The 14,079-nt window shown below is 69.2% G+C and carries 14 protein-coding genes; 5 read left to right on the top strand and 9 right to left on the bottom strand.

Annotated features, from left to right (window positions below; all coding sequences use genetic code 11):
- The first annotated feature begins 118 nt into the window (after nucleotides 1-118).
- Together IAE24_RS13010 and IAE24_RS13005 are read left to right on the top strand one after the other, a co-directional pair.
- Entirely contained in the window at nucleotides 119-550 is a 432-nt protein-coding gene (locus IAE24_RS13010) for a hypothetical protein (RefSeq protein WP_200016373.1), read from the top strand.
- 285 nt (nucleotides 551-835) lie between these two features.
- Nucleotides 836-1,207 carry an oxidoreductase gene (locus IAE24_RS13005; protein WP_012204656.1) on the top strand — a complete coding sequence of 124 codons (372 nt, stop codon included), beginning with the start codon at nucleotides 836-838 and terminating at the stop codon, nucleotides 1,205-1,207.
- A gap of 85 nt (nucleotides 1,208-1,292) precedes the next feature.
- On the opposite strand, the gene otnI is transcribed toward IAE24_RS13005, so the two are convergent.
- The 7 genes from otnI to IAE24_RS12970 all read right to left on the bottom strand — a co-directional run bounded on the left by otnI (nucleotide 1,293) and on the right by IAE24_RS12970 (nucleotide 8,346).
- Nucleotides 1,293-2,090, bottom strand: coding sequence for a 2-oxo-tetronate isomerase (gene otnI / locus IAE24_RS13000; protein ID WP_199961441.1), 798 nt, complete (start codon nucleotides 2,088-2,090; stop codon nucleotides 1,293-1,295).
- 35 nt (nucleotides 2,091-2,125) lie between these two features.
- Entirely contained in the window at nucleotides 2,126-3,409 is a 1,284-nt protein-coding gene (otnK, locus tag IAE24_RS12995) for a 3-oxo-tetronate kinase (RefSeq protein WP_199961440.1), read from the bottom strand.
- Complete coding sequence (ltnD, locus tag IAE24_RS12990) at nucleotides 3,406-4,338, bottom strand: L-threonate dehydrogenase (protein WP_199961439.1); 933 nt, start codon at nucleotides 4,336-4,338, stop codon at nucleotides 3,406-3,408. Before ltnD ends, otnK begins: the two co-directional genes overlap by 4 nt.
- A complete protein-coding gene (denD, locus tag IAE24_RS12985) occupies nucleotides 4,335-5,315 on the bottom strand; it encodes a D-erythronate dehydrogenase (protein ID WP_199961438.1) in 981 nt (326 codons plus the stop codon). Before denD ends, ltnD begins: the two co-directional genes overlap by 4 nt.
- Nucleotides 5,316-5,358: 43 nt before the next feature.
- Entirely contained in the window at nucleotides 5,359-6,690 is a 1,332-nt protein-coding gene (locus tag IAE24_RS12980) for an MFS transporter (RefSeq protein ID WP_088165280.1), read from the bottom strand.
- 102 nt (nucleotides 6,691-6,792) lie between these two features.
- Nucleotides 6,793-7,431 (bottom strand): 3-oxo-tetronate 4-phosphate decarboxylase, encoded by a 639-nt coding sequence (otnC, locus tag IAE24_RS12975; RefSeq protein WP_099734125.1) that lies wholly within the window; start codon nucleotides 7,429-7,431, stop codon nucleotides 6,793-6,795.
- Nucleotides 7,432-7,578: 147 nt separating this feature from the next.
- Entirely contained in the window at nucleotides 7,579-8,346 is a 768-nt protein-coding gene (locus IAE24_RS12970; RefSeq protein WP_013803197.1) for a FadR/GntR family transcriptional regulator, read from the bottom strand.
- A gap of 119 nt (nucleotides 8,347-8,465) precedes the next feature.
- Between IAE24_RS12970 and cobT the strand changes: the two genes are divergently transcribed.
- Nucleotides 8,466-9,710, top strand: coding sequence for a nicotinate-nucleotide--dimethylbenzimidazole phosphoribosyltransferase (cobT, locus tag IAE24_RS12965; RefSeq protein WP_233626280.1), 1,245 nt, complete (start codon nucleotides 8,466-8,468; stop codon nucleotides 9,708-9,710).
- A 20-nt stretch (nucleotides 9,711-9,730) separates the two neighbouring features.
- On the opposite strand, the gene pdxR is transcribed toward cobT, so the two are convergent.
- A complete protein-coding gene (gene pdxR, locus IAE24_RS12960) occupies nucleotides 9,731-11,194 on the bottom strand; it encodes a MocR-like pyridoxine biosynthesis transcription factor PdxR (RefSeq protein WP_199961437.1) in 1,464 nt (487 codons plus the stop codon).
- A gap of 105 nt (nucleotides 11,195-11,299) precedes the next feature.
- Here pdxR and IAE24_RS12955 point away from each other — a divergent pair, with 105 nt between their 5' ends.
- Complete coding sequence (locus tag IAE24_RS12955) at nucleotides 11,300-12,046, top strand: GNAT family N-acetyltransferase (protein ID WP_199961436.1); 747 nt, start codon at nucleotides 11,300-11,302, stop codon at nucleotides 12,044-12,046.
- Here the strand turns inward: IAE24_RS12955 and IAE24_RS12950 are convergent.
- A complete protein-coding gene (locus IAE24_RS12950; protein WP_026062687.1) occupies nucleotides 12,022-12,927 on the bottom strand; it encodes a LysR family transcriptional regulator in 906 nt (301 codons plus the stop codon). The two genes, IAE24_RS12955 and IAE24_RS12950, sit on opposite strands and share 25 nt — an antisense overlap.
- Before the next feature lie 143 nt (nucleotides 12,928-13,070).
- On the opposite strand from IAE24_RS12950, the gene IAE24_RS12945 reads away from it, so the two are divergent.
- A complete protein-coding gene (locus tag IAE24_RS12945) occupies nucleotides 13,071-14,078 on the top strand; it encodes a tripartite tricarboxylate transporter substrate binding protein (protein WP_199961435.1) in 1,008 nt (335 codons plus the stop codon).
- Nucleotide 14,079 lies beyond the last annotated feature (1 nt).

Genomic DNA, 14,079 nt, shown 5'->3' with positions numbered 1-14,079 from the left:
GGCACGGCAAGCTGTAGGCCATGGCCTGCATGCGCAGCCGTGCTGTACCGATAAATGGGGAGCTGGAAAACACGCATGCTTGGGCCTTGACTTTTTTCACGAGGAATGGAGTGAAGCTATGAAGAACCCATGGATTCGTCCCCTGCAGCTGTGTATTGGCGCCGCCGTGCTTGGCATGGCCGGACTGGCCGCTGCCCAGCCCGCCCCTGGCCCCGATGGCATGCCGCCCCCGCCACCCGCTGCGGAAAAGGCCAAGCCCCATCACCACCACAAGAAGCACGCCGAGCCCAAGGGGCCCGCCAAGCGCGGCTATGACCGCCGCGACCCTGCCCAGCACGAGGCTGCAGCCGTCCAGGAGCAATCGCGCCGAGGTGGCGTCCAGTCGGGCGACCACTTCCAGCGCAATGCCGTGGCCCGCTGCGATGTCTTCAAGAACGAAGGCGACCGCCGCTCTTGCGTGGAGCGCGTCAAGGACGGTCAGGTCAGCGGCTCCGTCGAAGGCGGCGGCGTGCTGCGCGAGTACACGGAGCAGGTTCCTGTAAGGCAATAACAGCGCTGGCTGTTGTTTACCTGAGAAAACCCGCCGGGCCACGAAGCCGGCGGGTTTTTTTGTGGGCGAATGCAGGCTCTCGCGTCAGCAGCCTGTGGTGTGGTCCCTGCTGCAGGCAGCCGGTATCGAACCTCGACCGCAGAGACCTGGCCCGCCACCACGCCCCTGTCCACCGGATTTGATCTGGGTCATACAAACCCATTCCACCTGTCCCGGACCGGCGCGCACCGGCAAGGCATTTCTATGATGGCGCCGTACTTCCCATATGGAAAAAGGATTCATCCCATGCAAGCCTTCCGGATCGTGGTCATTGGTGCGGGGCAGACCGGCACTCCCTTGCTGCAGCAATTGCTGGACGCGCCCTTCGTGCAGTTGCTCGGGGTGGCCGACCTGGATTTGAACCAGCCCGGCATCGCACTGGCACGCGCGCGCGGCGTGCCGGTCACCACCCGGTTCATGGAACTGGTGGACGCGGCGGTGGACATCATCATCGACGTGACCGGCTCCCTGCAGGTGCGCGAATCGCTGCGCAGCAAGATGGTGGAGACCGGCAACACGCACACGCTGATCATGCATGAGGCGATTGCGCTGCTGATGATGTCGCTGTCGGCCGGCCGGCTGGTGGTCGGCAAGCACAGCGATCTGGAGTACTCCTGAACGCAGGCGGCGGATACGCAGGACAGCTATCCGCCCCATCCTCCCGTGCCTGGCGGATGACGGGCTGCCGCAGCAGACGCTACAGCTACAGCCACTCCTTCATCCACCCCAGCCCCTCGCTGGTGGCGTGCGCCGCCGCGCCGCGCGCGGGGCGGTATTCGCAGCCTATCCAGCCGTCGTAGCCCAGCTGGTCCAGCAGGCGGAACAGGTAGGGGTAGTTGACCTCGCCGACGTCGGGTTCGTGGCGTTCGGGCACGCTTGCGATCTGCACATGCCCCACGCGGCCCGTGGGCAGGTACTGGCGGATCTTTATGGCGAGGTCGCCTTCGACGATCTGGCAGTGGTAGAGGTCCATCTGGACCTGGACATTGGGCTCTGCGATGTCGGCCAGCAGCGCATGGGCCTGGTCCTGGCGGCTCAGGAAGAAGCCGGGCATGTCCCGGCCGTTGATGGGCTCCAGCAGGATGGCGATGCCGTGGGGCGCGGCCAGCCGTGCGGCGTGGCTCACGTTGGCGATGTAGGTGGCGCGCAGGATGTCATCGCTGGCGCCTGCGGGCTTGAGCCCGGCCATGACGTGGATGCGCGGGCAGCCCAGGGCCTGGGCGTAGGCCACGGCGCGTTCCATGCCCTGGGCAAATTCCGCTTCGCGCCCGGGGATGCAGGCCAGGCCGCGCTCGCCCGCATTCCAGTCGCCGGGCGGGGCGTTGAACAGCACCTGCTGCAGGCCGTGGTCCTGCAGGCGCCGGGCCAGTTGCTCGGGCGCGAAGTCGTAGGGGAACAGGTATTCGACGGCCTGGAAGCCGTCGCGCGCGGCGGCCTCGAAGCGGTCAAGAAAGTCCAGGTCGTTGTAGAGCATGGACAGGTTGGCGGCGAAACGGGGCATGAAAGCTTTCCTGAAAACGGAGGCTGAGTGTGGCATCAGGCGCGCTGCAACGCGCCGAAGGCCTTGGTGAAGAAGTCCGTGGTGCCGAAGTTGCCGGACTTGAGCGTGAGGTGCAGGCCCTGCGGCGCCAGGGGCGAGGCGGCATGGCACCAGGGCACGCCAGGGTCGATCTGCGGCCCTATGCGCATCTGCTCGATGCCCAGCGCCTGCACGCAGGCGCCCGAGGTTTCACCACCGGCCACGACGAGCTGGCGCACGCCCATCTCGACCAGCCCCCGGGCGATGGCGGCGATGGTCTGTTCGACCAGTGCGCCGGCCTGCTCCACGCCCAGACGGCCCTGCACCGCCTTGACGGCCGAGGATTCGGCCGTGGAGTAGATCAGCACCGGGCCGCTGGCGATGTGCTGGCGGGCCCAGGCCAGGGCCTTGCCGGCTTCGTCCTCGCCAGCGGCGATGCGCAGGGGCTCCAGCGCGAGGGCAGGGCGCCCCGAGGCGATGAAGTGCGCCACCTGTGCATTGGTGGCCACCGAGCAGCTGCCCGAGACGACCGCCTGCAGGCCGGTGGCGGTTGGCAGGGCAGCGGCTTGGGCCGTGGGCTGGATGCCGAAGTTCGCGGGCAGGCCGATGGCCACGCCCGAGCCCGCCGTGACAAGCGGCATGCCGGCCAGGGCCGGGCCCAGGCGCAGCAGGTCGTCGTTGGAGACGGCATCGACCACGGCCATGCCCACGCCCTCGGCCTGGAGTGCGGCGATGCGCGCGCGGATGGCGGCCTCGCCCTGCGCGACGGCCACATGGTCGATCAGCCCTACCTTGCGCCCTGTCTGCGCCTGCAGCACGCGCACCAGGTTGGCATCGGTCATGGGCGTGAGCGGGTGGTTGCGCATGCCACTGTCGCTGAGCAGCACATCACCCACGAACAGGTGGCCCTTGAAGACGGTGCGCTGGTTGTCGGGGAAGGCCGGTGTGGCGATGGTGAAGCCACAGCCCAGCGCGTCCATCAGCGCATCGGTCACGGGGCCGATGTTGCCCTGCGGCGTGCTGTCGAAGGTGGAGCAGTACTTGAAGTAGATCTGCGGCGCGCGGCCATTGGCGCCCTGGGCCTGCAGCCATTCGAGGGCCTGCAGCGATTGCGCAATGGCATCGGCCGGCGCGATGGTGCGCGATTTGAGCGCGACAACGACGGCGTCCACGCCCTCGTCCACCGGGCCGGCAGGCACGCCAATGCTTTGCACCACGCGCATGCCTGCGCGCACCAGGTTGTTCGCCAGATCGGTGGCGCCCGTGAAGTCGTCGGCTATGCAGCCCAGAAGAAGGGTCATGGGGATTCCGATGGAGCCTGGGGCAGGGTGATGCCCGGGAAGATCTTGATGACGGCGCTGTCGTCCTCGCGGCCATGGCCGGCGGTGGATGCCTGCATGAACATCTGGTGGGCCGTGGAGGCCAGGGGCAGCGGGAATTTGCTGTGGCGCGCGGTGTCCAGCACCAGGCCCAGGTCCTTGACGAAGATGTCCACGGCCGACAGCGGGGTGTAGTCGCCGGCCAGCACGTGGGCCATGCGGTTCTCGAACATCCAGCTGTTGCCGGCGCTGTGGGTGATGACCTCGTAGAGCGCGGCGGCATCGACGCCTTCGCGCAGGCCCAGGGCCATGGCCTCGGCCGCTGCCGCGATGTGCACGCCGGCCAGCAGCTGGTTGATGATCTTGACCTTGCTGCCCGCGCCCGCGCTGTGGCCCAGGCGGTAGACCTTGGCGGCCATGGCGTCGAGCACGCCTTGGCAGGCGGCATAGGCCTCGGGGCGGCCTGCCGTCATCATGGTCATCTGCCCGGACGCCGCCTTGGCCGCGCCGCCCGAGATGGGCGCGTCGATGTAGTGCACGCCCTGTGCCTGCAGCCTGGCCTCCAGCGCCACGGACCAGTTTGGGTCCACGGTGGAGCACATGACGAAGACGGAGCCGGGCTGCAACGCGGGGGCGATGCCGCCTTCGCCGAACAGCACGGCCTCGGTCTGCTGGGCGTTGACGACCACGCTGACGATGATGAGGCAAGCGGCGGCCATGTCGGCCAGCGTGGCGCAGGCCGTGCCACCTTCGGCGGCGAAGGCGGCTGCGGCCTCGGGGCGGATGTCGTGGACGTGAACGTGGTGGCCGGCGCGGCGCAGGCTTTGCGCCATGCCGGCGCCCATGGCGCCCAGGCCGATCACGCCGACGCAGCGTGCTGCGGGCTGTGGTGTGGAGGTGTCGTTGCTCATGGCTTGGCCGGTGTCAGGTCATCGGCGATGTAGGCGCGCACGATGGCCGCAAAGTCCTCGTCGCCGCGCAGGCCCAGCTGGTTGGCGCGCGCGGTATCCCAGCGGCCGGGCCAGCTGCCGACGATGCGCTCGACCTTGTCGTCGGGCTGCCAGCTCACGCGGTTGGCCACTTCGTCGCCAGCCACTTCGCGCAGCGCGCGCACCATGTCGCCTGCGCTGACGGACACGCCAGGCAGGTTGATGGGGCGGCGGTCGGCGACGGCACTGGCATCGAGCTCGCAGCCTGCGACCAGGGCCTCGACGGCGCGGCGCGGGGACAGCAGCCACAGCCGCGTGGTGGCACCCACGGGGCAGTTGGCCGCCTCGCCGTTGAGGGGCTCGCGGATGATGCCGCTGGCAAACGACGAGGCGGCCGCATTGGGCCGGCCCGGGCGCACGCTGATCGTGGGCAGGCGCAGCACGCGGCCGTCGACAAAGCCGCGCCGCGTGTAGTCGGCCAGCAGCAGCTCGGCAATGGCTTTTTGCGTGCCGTAGGAGGACTGCGGGTTCAGGGCCGTGCCGTCCAGCACGGTGTCGGGCAGGTCGCCCCCGTAGACGGCCACCGAGCTGGTGAAGACCACGCGCGGCATGTGGCCCACGGCGCGGCAGGTCTCCAGCAGGGCGCGCGAGGCATCGAGGTTGATGCGCATGCCCAGCTCGAAGTCGGCCTCGGCCTGGCCGCTGACCACGGCGGCCAGATGGAAGATCACGGCCGTGTCCTGGTCTATGGCGCCGCGCAGCACCTGCGGGTCGGCAATGTCGCCCACCAGGGAGCGCACGCGCGTGTCGTCAATCGCGTGGGTGGCCACCACGTCGAGCAGGTCGATCTGGTGGATGGGCCAGCGGGTGCCGGCCAGCGTCAGCGCGCCCTGTTCGAGCAGCTTGCGGGCCAGGCGCTGGCCCAGGAATCCGGCGCCGCCGGTGATCAGTACTTTCATGTGTCTTGGGGCTTGGAGCTTGAGGGATGGGAAGAAGGGCCGGTCAGCGGTTGACCATCTTTGCGGGGGTGAGCCAGACCGCGATGGCGCCCACCACGAGCACCCCCGCCAGCACGAACATGCCGGCCTGCGTGGACTGGGTCAGGTCCTTGAGGTAGCCGATCATGTAAGGGCTGGCGAAGCCCGCGAGGTTGCCGACCGAGTTGACGATGGCAATGCCCGCCGCTGCCGCCGTGCCCGACAGAAATGCCGTGGGCAGCGACCAGAACAGCGGCGCGCAGGTCAGCACGCCGGCTGCGGCCAGCGACAGGAAGATCAGGGAAAGAACGGTGTTGTCGGCGAAGAAGGCCGTCATCGCAAAGCCCACGGCGCCCATCAGCGCGGGCACGATCAGGTGCCAGCGGCGCTCGCGGCGCTTGTCGGCACTGTGGCCCATGAGGTTCATCACCACGATGGCGCACAGGAAGGGAATGGCACTGAGCAGGCCGATGTTCAGCGCGCCCGTGACGCCCGTGGACTTGATCAGCGTGGGCATCCAGAAGGTCAGGCCGTACTGGCCGGCGACGAAGGCGAAGTAGATCAGGCACATCCACCAGACGCGGCGGTCGGCGAAAACGGCCTTGAGCGAATGCTTCTGGGCGCCTGAGTGCTGCTGGTCCAGCTCGATCTCGCGCGCCAGCAGCTGCTTTTCGGAGGCCGTCAGCCACTTGGCGCTGGAGATGCCGTTGTCCAGATAGAAGATGGTCACCACGCCGATCACCAGGGCGGGGATGGCCTCGATCAGGAACATCCACTGCCAGCCGTGCAGGCCATGGTCGCCGTGGAAGGCCTGCATGATCCAGCCCGACAGCGGGTTGCCGAAGATGCCGGCCACGGGGATGGCCGACATGAACAGCGCCACGATCTTGGCGCGCCGGTGGGCCGGGTACCAGTAGGTCAGGTACAGGATCACGCCGGGGTAGAAGCCCGCCTCGGCCAGGCCCAGCAGAAAGCGCAGGATGTAGAAGCCCGTGGGCGTTTCCACATACATGAACATGGCCGACAGAATGCCCCAGGTGATCATGATGCGGGCGATCCAGACGCGCGCGCCCAGGCGGTGCATGAGCAGGTTGCTGGGCACCTCGAAGAGGAAGTAGCCGATGAAGAACACGCCTGCGCCCAGGCCGAACACGGTCTCGCTGAAGCCCAGGTCCTGGGACATCTGCAGCTTGGCAAAGCCCACGTTCACGCGATCGAGGTAGGCGATCACATAGCACAGCATCAGGAACGGCACGAGGCGCCAGAACACCTTGGCGTAGGCGCGTGCCGTCTCCAGCGAGTCGGGCTGGCGCGGGGCGGCCCCGGCCTGGCCGGATGCGATATCCGTTGTCGTCATTTCAAGTCTCCCTTGGGTTCGCCGCTTGATGCGCCGCCTGGCGGCTGCGCGGCTGTGGATGGGCTGGGTGGTGGAATGCGGCCGTGGGCGCCGCGGTGCAAATCAGTAGCGCGCCCCGAAGGTGGTGCGCAGCTCGTCGATGGCGGCCGCGTCCAGGGGCTGCGGCCGGGGATGGGTCATGAGCCAGAGCCTTGCGGTCTCCTCCAGCTCTTCCAGCACATGGCTGGCCTGCTCCACCGAGCGTTCCCAGACCACGGGGCCCAGGCGCTCGAACAAGGCGCCGCGCACCTGGCCGGCCAGCGCGGCCACCTCGGCGGCGGCCTGCGGATCGCCGGGCCGGCGGTAGCGGATCAGCGGGATGCGGCCCACCTTCATGACCTGGTAGGGGGTGATGGGCGGCAGCACCTCGTCCTCGCGCCAGACGCCGGACAGCGTCAGCGCCACGAGATGCGTGGAATGCGTGTGGATGACGGCGCGCGCCTCGCCGTCATTGGCGTAGATGCCTCGATGCAGGACCAGGGTCTTGGAGGGCTTGGCTCCGCTGACCCACTGCCCGCCGGCATCGACCTTGGACAGCTCGGCCGGGTCGAGCCGGCCCAGGCAGGCGTCGGTGGGGGTGATCAGCCAGCCGTCATGCAGGCGCGCGCTGATGTTGCCGGCCGCGCCGACGGTGTAGCCGCGCTGGTAGAGGCTGGCGCCGGTCGCGCAGATCTGCTCGCGGATGCGGGATTCGTCGCTCATGGGTGAACGCCCAGGCAAAGGCCAGGTGTGCCGGCTGCAAAAAGAGGTGTGACTGATATTGTCATCAGGTCATCATACAAATTTTGCGCAAAAATCCAAACAAGGTGGAAACCCTTGGCCATGCGCCAAGGGGATGGTTTCGGAGGTTCAGGGCTTGGCGGCCAGGATGTCGCGGGCCAGGCGTTCGCCGTCCTGCTCCCAGAAGCTGGCGTCGGCGCGGTGGATGCGGTCTATGGCGTTGCCCATGTGCGTGGCGGCGGCCTTGCGCGCGGCCTTGGGGTCGCCGGCCTCGATGGCCAGCACGATGCTGTGGTGCTCGCGTTCCACGGCCTTGCCGAAGTCCTCGCGCCGCGCCTCGTTGGCGCGCGTGATGCGCATGGCGCCGCGCAGGAACTGCGACAGGTAGTCCAGCGTGCTGATCAGGAAGGGATTGCCCGAAGCCTGGGCAATGGCGCGGTGAAACGCCATGTCTTCCTCCACGCCATCACGGCCCAGCCGCACGGCCTCGGCCAGGGCACTCTCCGCATCGTGGATGCGCTGCATGTCCTCTTCGCTGCGCCGCCGCGCCGCGAGTTCGGCCACCTCGGCTTCCAGCGCGCGGCGCACCTCGGTGATCTGTATCAGCGCATTCCTGCCAGCCGCCGGCAGGCCTTCGAAGTCCAGTGGCTCTATGCCCGCCGCCTTCACGAACACGCCGCTGCCCTGGCGCGATTCCACCAGGTTGCGCGACTTGAGCTGGGACACCGCCTCGCGCACCACGGTGCGGCTGACCTCGAGCTGCTGCACGAGCTCGGCCTCGGTCGGCAGCTTCTGCCCCGGCTGCAGATTGCCGGCGCGGATGCGCGCCTCCAGCTGCCGGGCAACCTGGTCCGCAAGCTTGAGACCGGGCTGGATGGCCGAGAAGGAAACCGTCATGGAGGGAGTGGGGGGCTGGGGAGACACGTGTGGCAGCGATTGTCTCAGAACGGTGCGGCCTGTACGGCCTGCTGCGGCAATCGACGCCCAGACCGTCCATGGCGGCAGGAAAGAGACCGATGGTTCTGCCGGAGTTGCGCGGCGCGCCATACTTGCGCCTTTGCAATCCGCCCGCCACGCCCGCTCCGGGCCAAGGCCGCTTCGCCATGTCAACGCCCACCCCGCATTCCGCTGCACCCACAGAACACTCGCACGATGGCTCCATTGCCACCACTACCGCTATAGCCGCTATTCCCGCCATCGCCTCGCTGGCCGATGCCGCCTTCACCCAGCGCGTGCAGCACGCCATAGACCACAAGACCAAGCCGCTGGGCGCACTGGGGCGGCTGGAGCAGCTGGCGCTGCGCATTGCCTGCATCCTGGGCCAGGACAGCCCGGTGCTGCAGCAGCCGCAGATGCTGGTGTTTGCTGCCGACCATGGGCTGGCTGCGCGCGGCGTGTCGGCCTATCCGGTGGATGTGACCTGGCAGATGGTCGAGAACTTCATGGCCGGCGGCGCCGCCGTCAGCGTGCTGGCGCGCCAGCATGGGCTGGCGCTGAACGTGGTGGACTGCGGCGTGGCGCGCGACTTTCCCGCGCGTGAGCAGGACCCCGACGACAAGCTTCCCCAGCCCGGCCAGCCGCGCCTGTGGCGCCGCAAGCTGGGCTACGGCACGCGCGACTGCAGCCAGGGCCCGGCCATGACGGCCGCCGAATGCGCCATGGCCCTGCGCAACGGCGCGGCCCTGGTGCGCCAGTTGCCGGGCAATGCGCTGCTGCTGGGAGAGATGGGCATCGGCAATACCTCCAGCGCATCCTTGCTGCTGGCGCGGCTGTGCGGCGAACCGCTGGCCGAGGTCACGGGTGCGGGCACCGGCCTGGATGCAGCCGGGCTGGCCCGCAAGATCGGGGTGCTGCAGGAGGTGCTGCAACTGCACGCCCAGGCCACGGAACCGCTGGACGCGCTGGCGGCCATGGGCGGCTTCGAGGTCGCCACCATGGTGGGCGCCGTGCTGCAGGCCGCCGCCGAGCGCCGTGTCATCGTGGTCGATGGCTTCATCACCACGGCCGCCGTGCTGGTGGCCAGCCGCCTGCAGCCGGCCGTGCTGGAGCGCTGCGTTTTCTCGCACCGCTCGGGCGAGCCCGGCCATGTGCGCATGCTGGCCCACCTGGGTGCCGAGCCGCTGCTGGACTGGCAGCTGCGCCTGGGCGAAGGCTCGGGCGCGGCCCTGGCCTGGCCGCTGCTGGTGTCGGCCTGCGCCATGCTGGGCGAGATGGCCAGCTTTGCGCAGGCAGGGGTGAGCACGCGTTCGGAGGAGGCATAGCTGCTGGAGCCGCGGCGCGGCTAGCGCGGTAACGCAGCTGCCGCCAGCTTGCCCAGCTGCCTGACCAGCGCGCCGAAGCGCGCGGCATCGGTGTTGCCATAGCCGATCACCAGGCCGTTGTCCTGCGGCAGCGGTGCCAGGGCGAAGGACGAGAGGGCGCCCGGGTTCATGCCGGCGCGCCGCGCCTGCTCCACGATGGCACGGTCGGACAGGTCCGGCGGCAGCCGCACCGTCAGATGCAGGCCGCCGTGGCCGCCCAGCACCTCATGCTCCACGCCCAGTTGCGTGGCCAGCGCCTCGCGCAGGCCTGCCTGGCGCTCGCGGTACAGGCGCCGCATGCGGCCCAGGTGGCGCGAGAACTGGCCGCTTTCCATGAAGTCCGCCATGGCCAGCTGCTCCAGGCGGTGGCCGCCGCGCAGCATCTCCTGCACGGCGGATGCCGCGCTGGTGGCCAGGGCCTGCGGCAGCACCACAAAGCCCAGGCGCAGTGCCGGGAACATGGTCTTGCTGAAGGTGCCCACGTAGAGCACGGGCGCGTCCGGCACCTGGCCCTGCATGGCTGCGATGGGCGTGCCCTGGTGGCGGAATTCGCTGTCGTAGTCGTCCTCGATGATCCAGGCGCCGGCACGGCGCGCGCGCTCCAGCAGGTCCAGCCGGCGCGCCACCGACAGCACGGCGCCCGTGGGATATTGGTGAGATGGCGTGATCTGGATCAGCCGTGGAGGATGGCTGTCCCACAGGCCGGGCGCGATGGCTGCGCCATCCGCATCCACGCGCAGTGTGCTGACGCACAGGTCACCCCCTGCAAAGGCCGACTTGGCGCCCCGGTAGCCGGGCTCCTCCAGCCAGGCATGGTCGCCCGGGTTGGTGAGCAGTTGCACGCACAGGTCCAGCGCACCCTGGGCGCCTTCGGTGACGATGATGCGCGAGGCATCGCAGCGCACGCCGCGCGAGATGCGCAGGTGCTGCGCAATGGCCTGGCGCAGTGCGGGCTCGCCCGCAGGGTCGCCATAGTCCAGCGTGGCGCTGGCGGGAAGGCGCAATGCGCGGTCCTGCGAACGGCGCCAGGCGGGCAGGGGGAATCTGTCCAGCGCGGGCGTGCCCGGCGTCAGGGGCAGGCTGCGGTCGATGGCATGGCGCGTGGGCGCGATGCGGTCCAGGCGCCGTGCCGTGCGGGGTGCGCAGGGGGGCGCGGCGGCCGCCTCGGCGGCTGCCGTGGAATGGGTGGATACAGCCGCCACGCGCGTGCCCTGCCGGTCGGCGACCACATAGCCTTCGGCCGCCAGTTGCTCGTAGGCGATGAGCACGGTGTTGCGCGAGACTCCCAGATCCTCCGACAGCGCGCGCGAGGCCGGCAGGCGGTCGCCGGCCGGCAGGCGGCCCGCCAGGATGGCCTGCTTCAGGCGCTGGATCAGTTGGCGCTGGCGGGGAGCCGCTCCAGGGCCGGATTGCAAGGGACTGGTCAGCAGGTCGGAGGCGTGCATGCAATGGATGGCGTGGCACCATGAAATAAGGGGGATATGGCGCTTTCAATGATGCCACGCCAGCGCTATCGTGGCCCTGCCAAATGACCTGACCAGGAATCTCCCATGCCCCCCGCACTCAATGCCCACTCCCAACCCGTAGGCCACGACCTTCCCAACTGGACCCCACGCCAGCGCCCGCCGCGCACGCCCATGCAAGGCCGCTACTGCCGGCTGGAGCCGCTGTCCGCCGCGCGCCATGCAGCCGATCTGTTCGATGCCTTCAGCCAGGCGCCGGACGCCAGCGACTGGACATACATGTCGGTAGGCCCCTTCGCGGATGCCGAGGCCTATCTGCGCTTTGCCGAGGCCGCCCAGGCCAGCGATGACCCGCTGCACCACGCCGTCATCGACCTGGCCACGGGCCGTGCCATCGGCTCGCTGGCGCTGATGCGCGTGGACACGGCCAGCGGCGTGATGGAAGTGGGCTTTGTCTGCTACTCGCGCCAGCTCAAGCGCACGCGTGCGGCCACCGAGGCGCAGTTCCTGCTGATGCAGCGCGCCTTCGACGAGCTGGGCTACCGCCGCTACGAGTGGAAGTGCGACAGCCTGAACGCGCCGTCGCGTGCCGCAGCGGCGCGCCTGGGCTTCCGGTTCGAGGGGGTGTTCCGCCAGGCCGTGGTCTACAAGGGCCGCAGCCGCGACACGGCCTGGTTCTCCATCATCGACAGCGAATGGCCGGCGCTGCGCGCGGCCTACCAGCGCTGGCTGGAGCCGGGCAACTTCGATGCGGGCGGCGGGCAGGTCCTTTCGCTGTCCAGCCTGATGGAGCAGGGTGCGCCGCAGGCTCAGGAGACGGCAGGCGCGGCGTAGTAGGCCTGCAGCACCTCGATCAGGGCCTGCGCATGGCGCGGCAGCCGGCCCTGGTCGCGCACGAGGATGCGGCGCTCGCGCACGCTCCAGGCGTCTGTCAGATCGATCAGCGCCAGCCCCATGCTTTCGCGGTTGCGCCGCGCGGCGCTCTCGGGAACGATGCCTATGCCCACGCCGGCGCCGATCATGCGGCACATGGCGTCGAAGCTGGACAGCTGTATGCGCAGCTTCATGGGCTTGCCCAGGCGCTCGGTCACACCTGCCAGAAATGTCTGCAGCGTGCTGCCCTGCTGCATGCCGATGGCGTCCTCGTCCAGCGTCTCGGCAAACGCAATGCGCTTGCGCCGCGCAAAGCGGTGGCCGCGCGGCGTGGCCAGCACCAGCCGGTCGGTGCTGAAGTGGATGGTCTGCAGGCCCAGCGTGTCCACCTGGCCGGCCACGATGCCCAGGTCGGCCCGGCCGTCGAGCACGCCGCGCGCGATCTCGGCGTTGGGCCGCTCCTGCAAGTCCACATTCACGCGCGGGTGGTCGGCAAGAAAGGCGGGCAGGATCTCGGGCAGGAAATCGGTCACAGCCGTGGTGTTGGCAAACACCCGCACATGGCCGCGCAGGCCGGCGCCGTACTCCTGCAGGTCGTGGCGCAGCTGCTCGGACTGCAGCAGCATGCCGCGCGCGTGGTGCAGGAAGGCTTCGCCGGCCGGCGTGGGCCGCACGCCGCGCGCCTCCCGGTACAGCAGGGGCATGCCCGCCTGCTCCTCCAGCGCCTTGATGCGCAGGCTGGCTGCGGCCAGGGACAGGTGCTGTCTTTGCGAGGCGCGCGTGAGGCTGCCCAGTTCGGCGGCATGCACGAACAGGCGCAGGTCCGTCAGGTCGAAATGCATGAGGGGCATGAAGGGCGAAGAGGGCATGGGCGGGGTCAAGGCTTTGTCAATTCCGAAGGCCGGGTCAGGAAATGCGCGATTGTGCGCTGGCCCGGCACGGGCAACCATGCGGGCTTGCGACAAGAACAAATGGAGACATGACCATGCCGGATTCTTCCTTTCCCCTGCCGTCGAGCCTTTTGCGCCGCCGAAGCCTGCTGGCAACTGCACTCGCCTTGCCCCTGCTGGGCCATGCCCAGGCCTGGCCCGCGCGGCCCATCGTGATGATCGTCCCGCAGGCGCCGGGCGGCACCAACGACATCGTGGGCCGGCTGGTGAGCCAGAAGCTGGCCGAGGTGCTGGGCGCCAGCGTGGTGGTCGAGAACCGGCCCGGCGCGGGCGGCAACATCGGCACCCAGGCCGTGGCCAAGGCGCCGCGCGACGGGCATACCCTGCTGATGACCATCAGCAGCAGCCAGGCCATCAACCCCGCGCTGTACCGCAAGCCGGGTTTCGATCCGGTGAAGGACTTCCGGCCCATCGGCCTGATCGGCTCCGTGCCCAATGTGCTGCTGGCCCATCCCGGCTTTGCGGCCAAATCCGTGCCCGAGCTGATCGCCATGGCCCGGGGCCGGCCCGACGAGTTCCGCTATGCCTCGGCCGGCAACGGCACGCTCAACCATCTGCTGGGCGAGATGCTCAACAGCATGGCGGGCATCCAGCTGCAGCATGTGCCCTACAAGGGCGTGGCGCCGGCGCTCAACGATGTGCTGGGCGGGCAGGTGCCGCTGCTGTTCGGCAGCCTGCCATCGACCCTGCCCCATATCCAGGCCGGCCGGCTGCGTGCGCTGGCCGTGAGCGGCGCGACGCGATCGCCGCTGCTGCCCGATGTGCCCACCATTGGCGAGACCGTGCCCGGCTACAACGGCACGCTGTGGGTGGGTCTTTTTGCGCCTGAAGGCGTGCCCGCACCGGTGCTGGCACAGTTGCAGGACGGCATGGCCCGCGCGCTGGCGGCCGGCGATCTGCGGGGCAAGCTCGAAGCCTCGGGCGTGGAGCTGGCCGGGCCGGCGGACAGGCCCGTGCCGCCCGCCCAGATGGCGGCCCTGCTGCGCGAGGATATCGCCAAGTGGGCGCGCATCGTCAAGGCGTCCGGCGCATCGCTGGATTGAC

The organism is Delftia sp. S65, assembly GCF_016516495.1.
Lineage (GTDB): Bacteria > Pseudomonadota > Gammaproteobacteria > Burkholderiales > Burkholderiaceae_C > Comamonas > Comamonas acidovorans.
The sequence above is the reverse complement of the archived record's forward strand: the minus strand, read 5'-3'. Positions and strand labels throughout refer to the sequence as shown.

Bases quoted from the DNA above. Each gene is read 5' to 3' on its own strand.
- IAE24_RS12955 (WP_199961436.1), top strand. From the start codon at position 11,300: ATGCCCCCCGCACTCAATGCCCACTCCCAACCCGTAGGCCACGACCTT.
- otnK (WP_199961440.1), bottom strand. From the start codon at position 3,409: ATGACCCTTCTTCTGGGCTGCATAGCCGACGACTTCACGGGCGCCACC.
- otnC (WP_099734125.1), bottom strand. From the start codon at position 7,431: ATGAGCGACGAATCCCGCATCCGCGAGCAGATCTGCGCGACCGGCGCC.
- otnI (WP_199961441.1), bottom strand. From the start codon at position 2,090: ATGCCCCGTTTCGCCGCCAACCTGTCCATGCTCTACAACGACCTGGAC.
- IAE24_RS13010 (WP_200016373.1), top strand. From the start codon at position 119: ATGAAGAACCCATGGATTCGTCCCCTGCAGCTGTGTATTGGCGCCGCC.
- IAE24_RS12950 (WP_026062687.1), bottom strand. From the start codon at position 12,927: ATGCATTTCGACCTGACGGACCTGCGCCTGTTCGTGCATGCCGCCGAA.
- IAE24_RS12945 (WP_199961435.1), top strand. From the start codon at position 13,071: ATGCCGGATTCTTCCTTTCCCCTGCCGTCGAGCCTTTTGCGCCGCCGA.
- cobT (WP_233626280.1), top strand. From the start codon at position 8,466: ATGGTTCTGCCGGAGTTGCGCGGCGCGCCATACTTGCGCCTTTGCAAT.
- IAE24_RS12980 (WP_088165280.1), bottom strand. From the start codon at position 6,690: ATGACGACAACGGATATCGCATCCGGCCAGGCCGGGGCCGCCCCGCGC.
- IAE24_RS12970 (WP_013803197.1), bottom strand. From the start codon at position 8,346: ATGACGGTTTCCTTCTCGGCCATCCAGCCCGGTCTCAAGCTTGCGGAC.
- IAE24_RS13005 (WP_012204656.1), top strand. From the start codon at position 836: ATGCAAGCCTTCCGGATCGTGGTCATTGGTGCGGGGCAGACCGGCACT.
- ltnD (WP_199961439.1), bottom strand. From the start codon at position 4,338: ATGAGCAACGACACCTCCACACCACAGCCCGCAGCACGCTGCGTCGGC.
- denD (WP_199961438.1), bottom strand. From the start codon at position 5,315: ATGAAAGTACTGATCACCGGCGGCGCCGGATTCCTGGGCCAGCGCCTG.
- pdxR (WP_199961437.1), bottom strand. From the start codon at position 11,194: ATGCACGCCTCCGACCTGCTGACCAGTCCCTTGCAATCCGGCCCTGGA.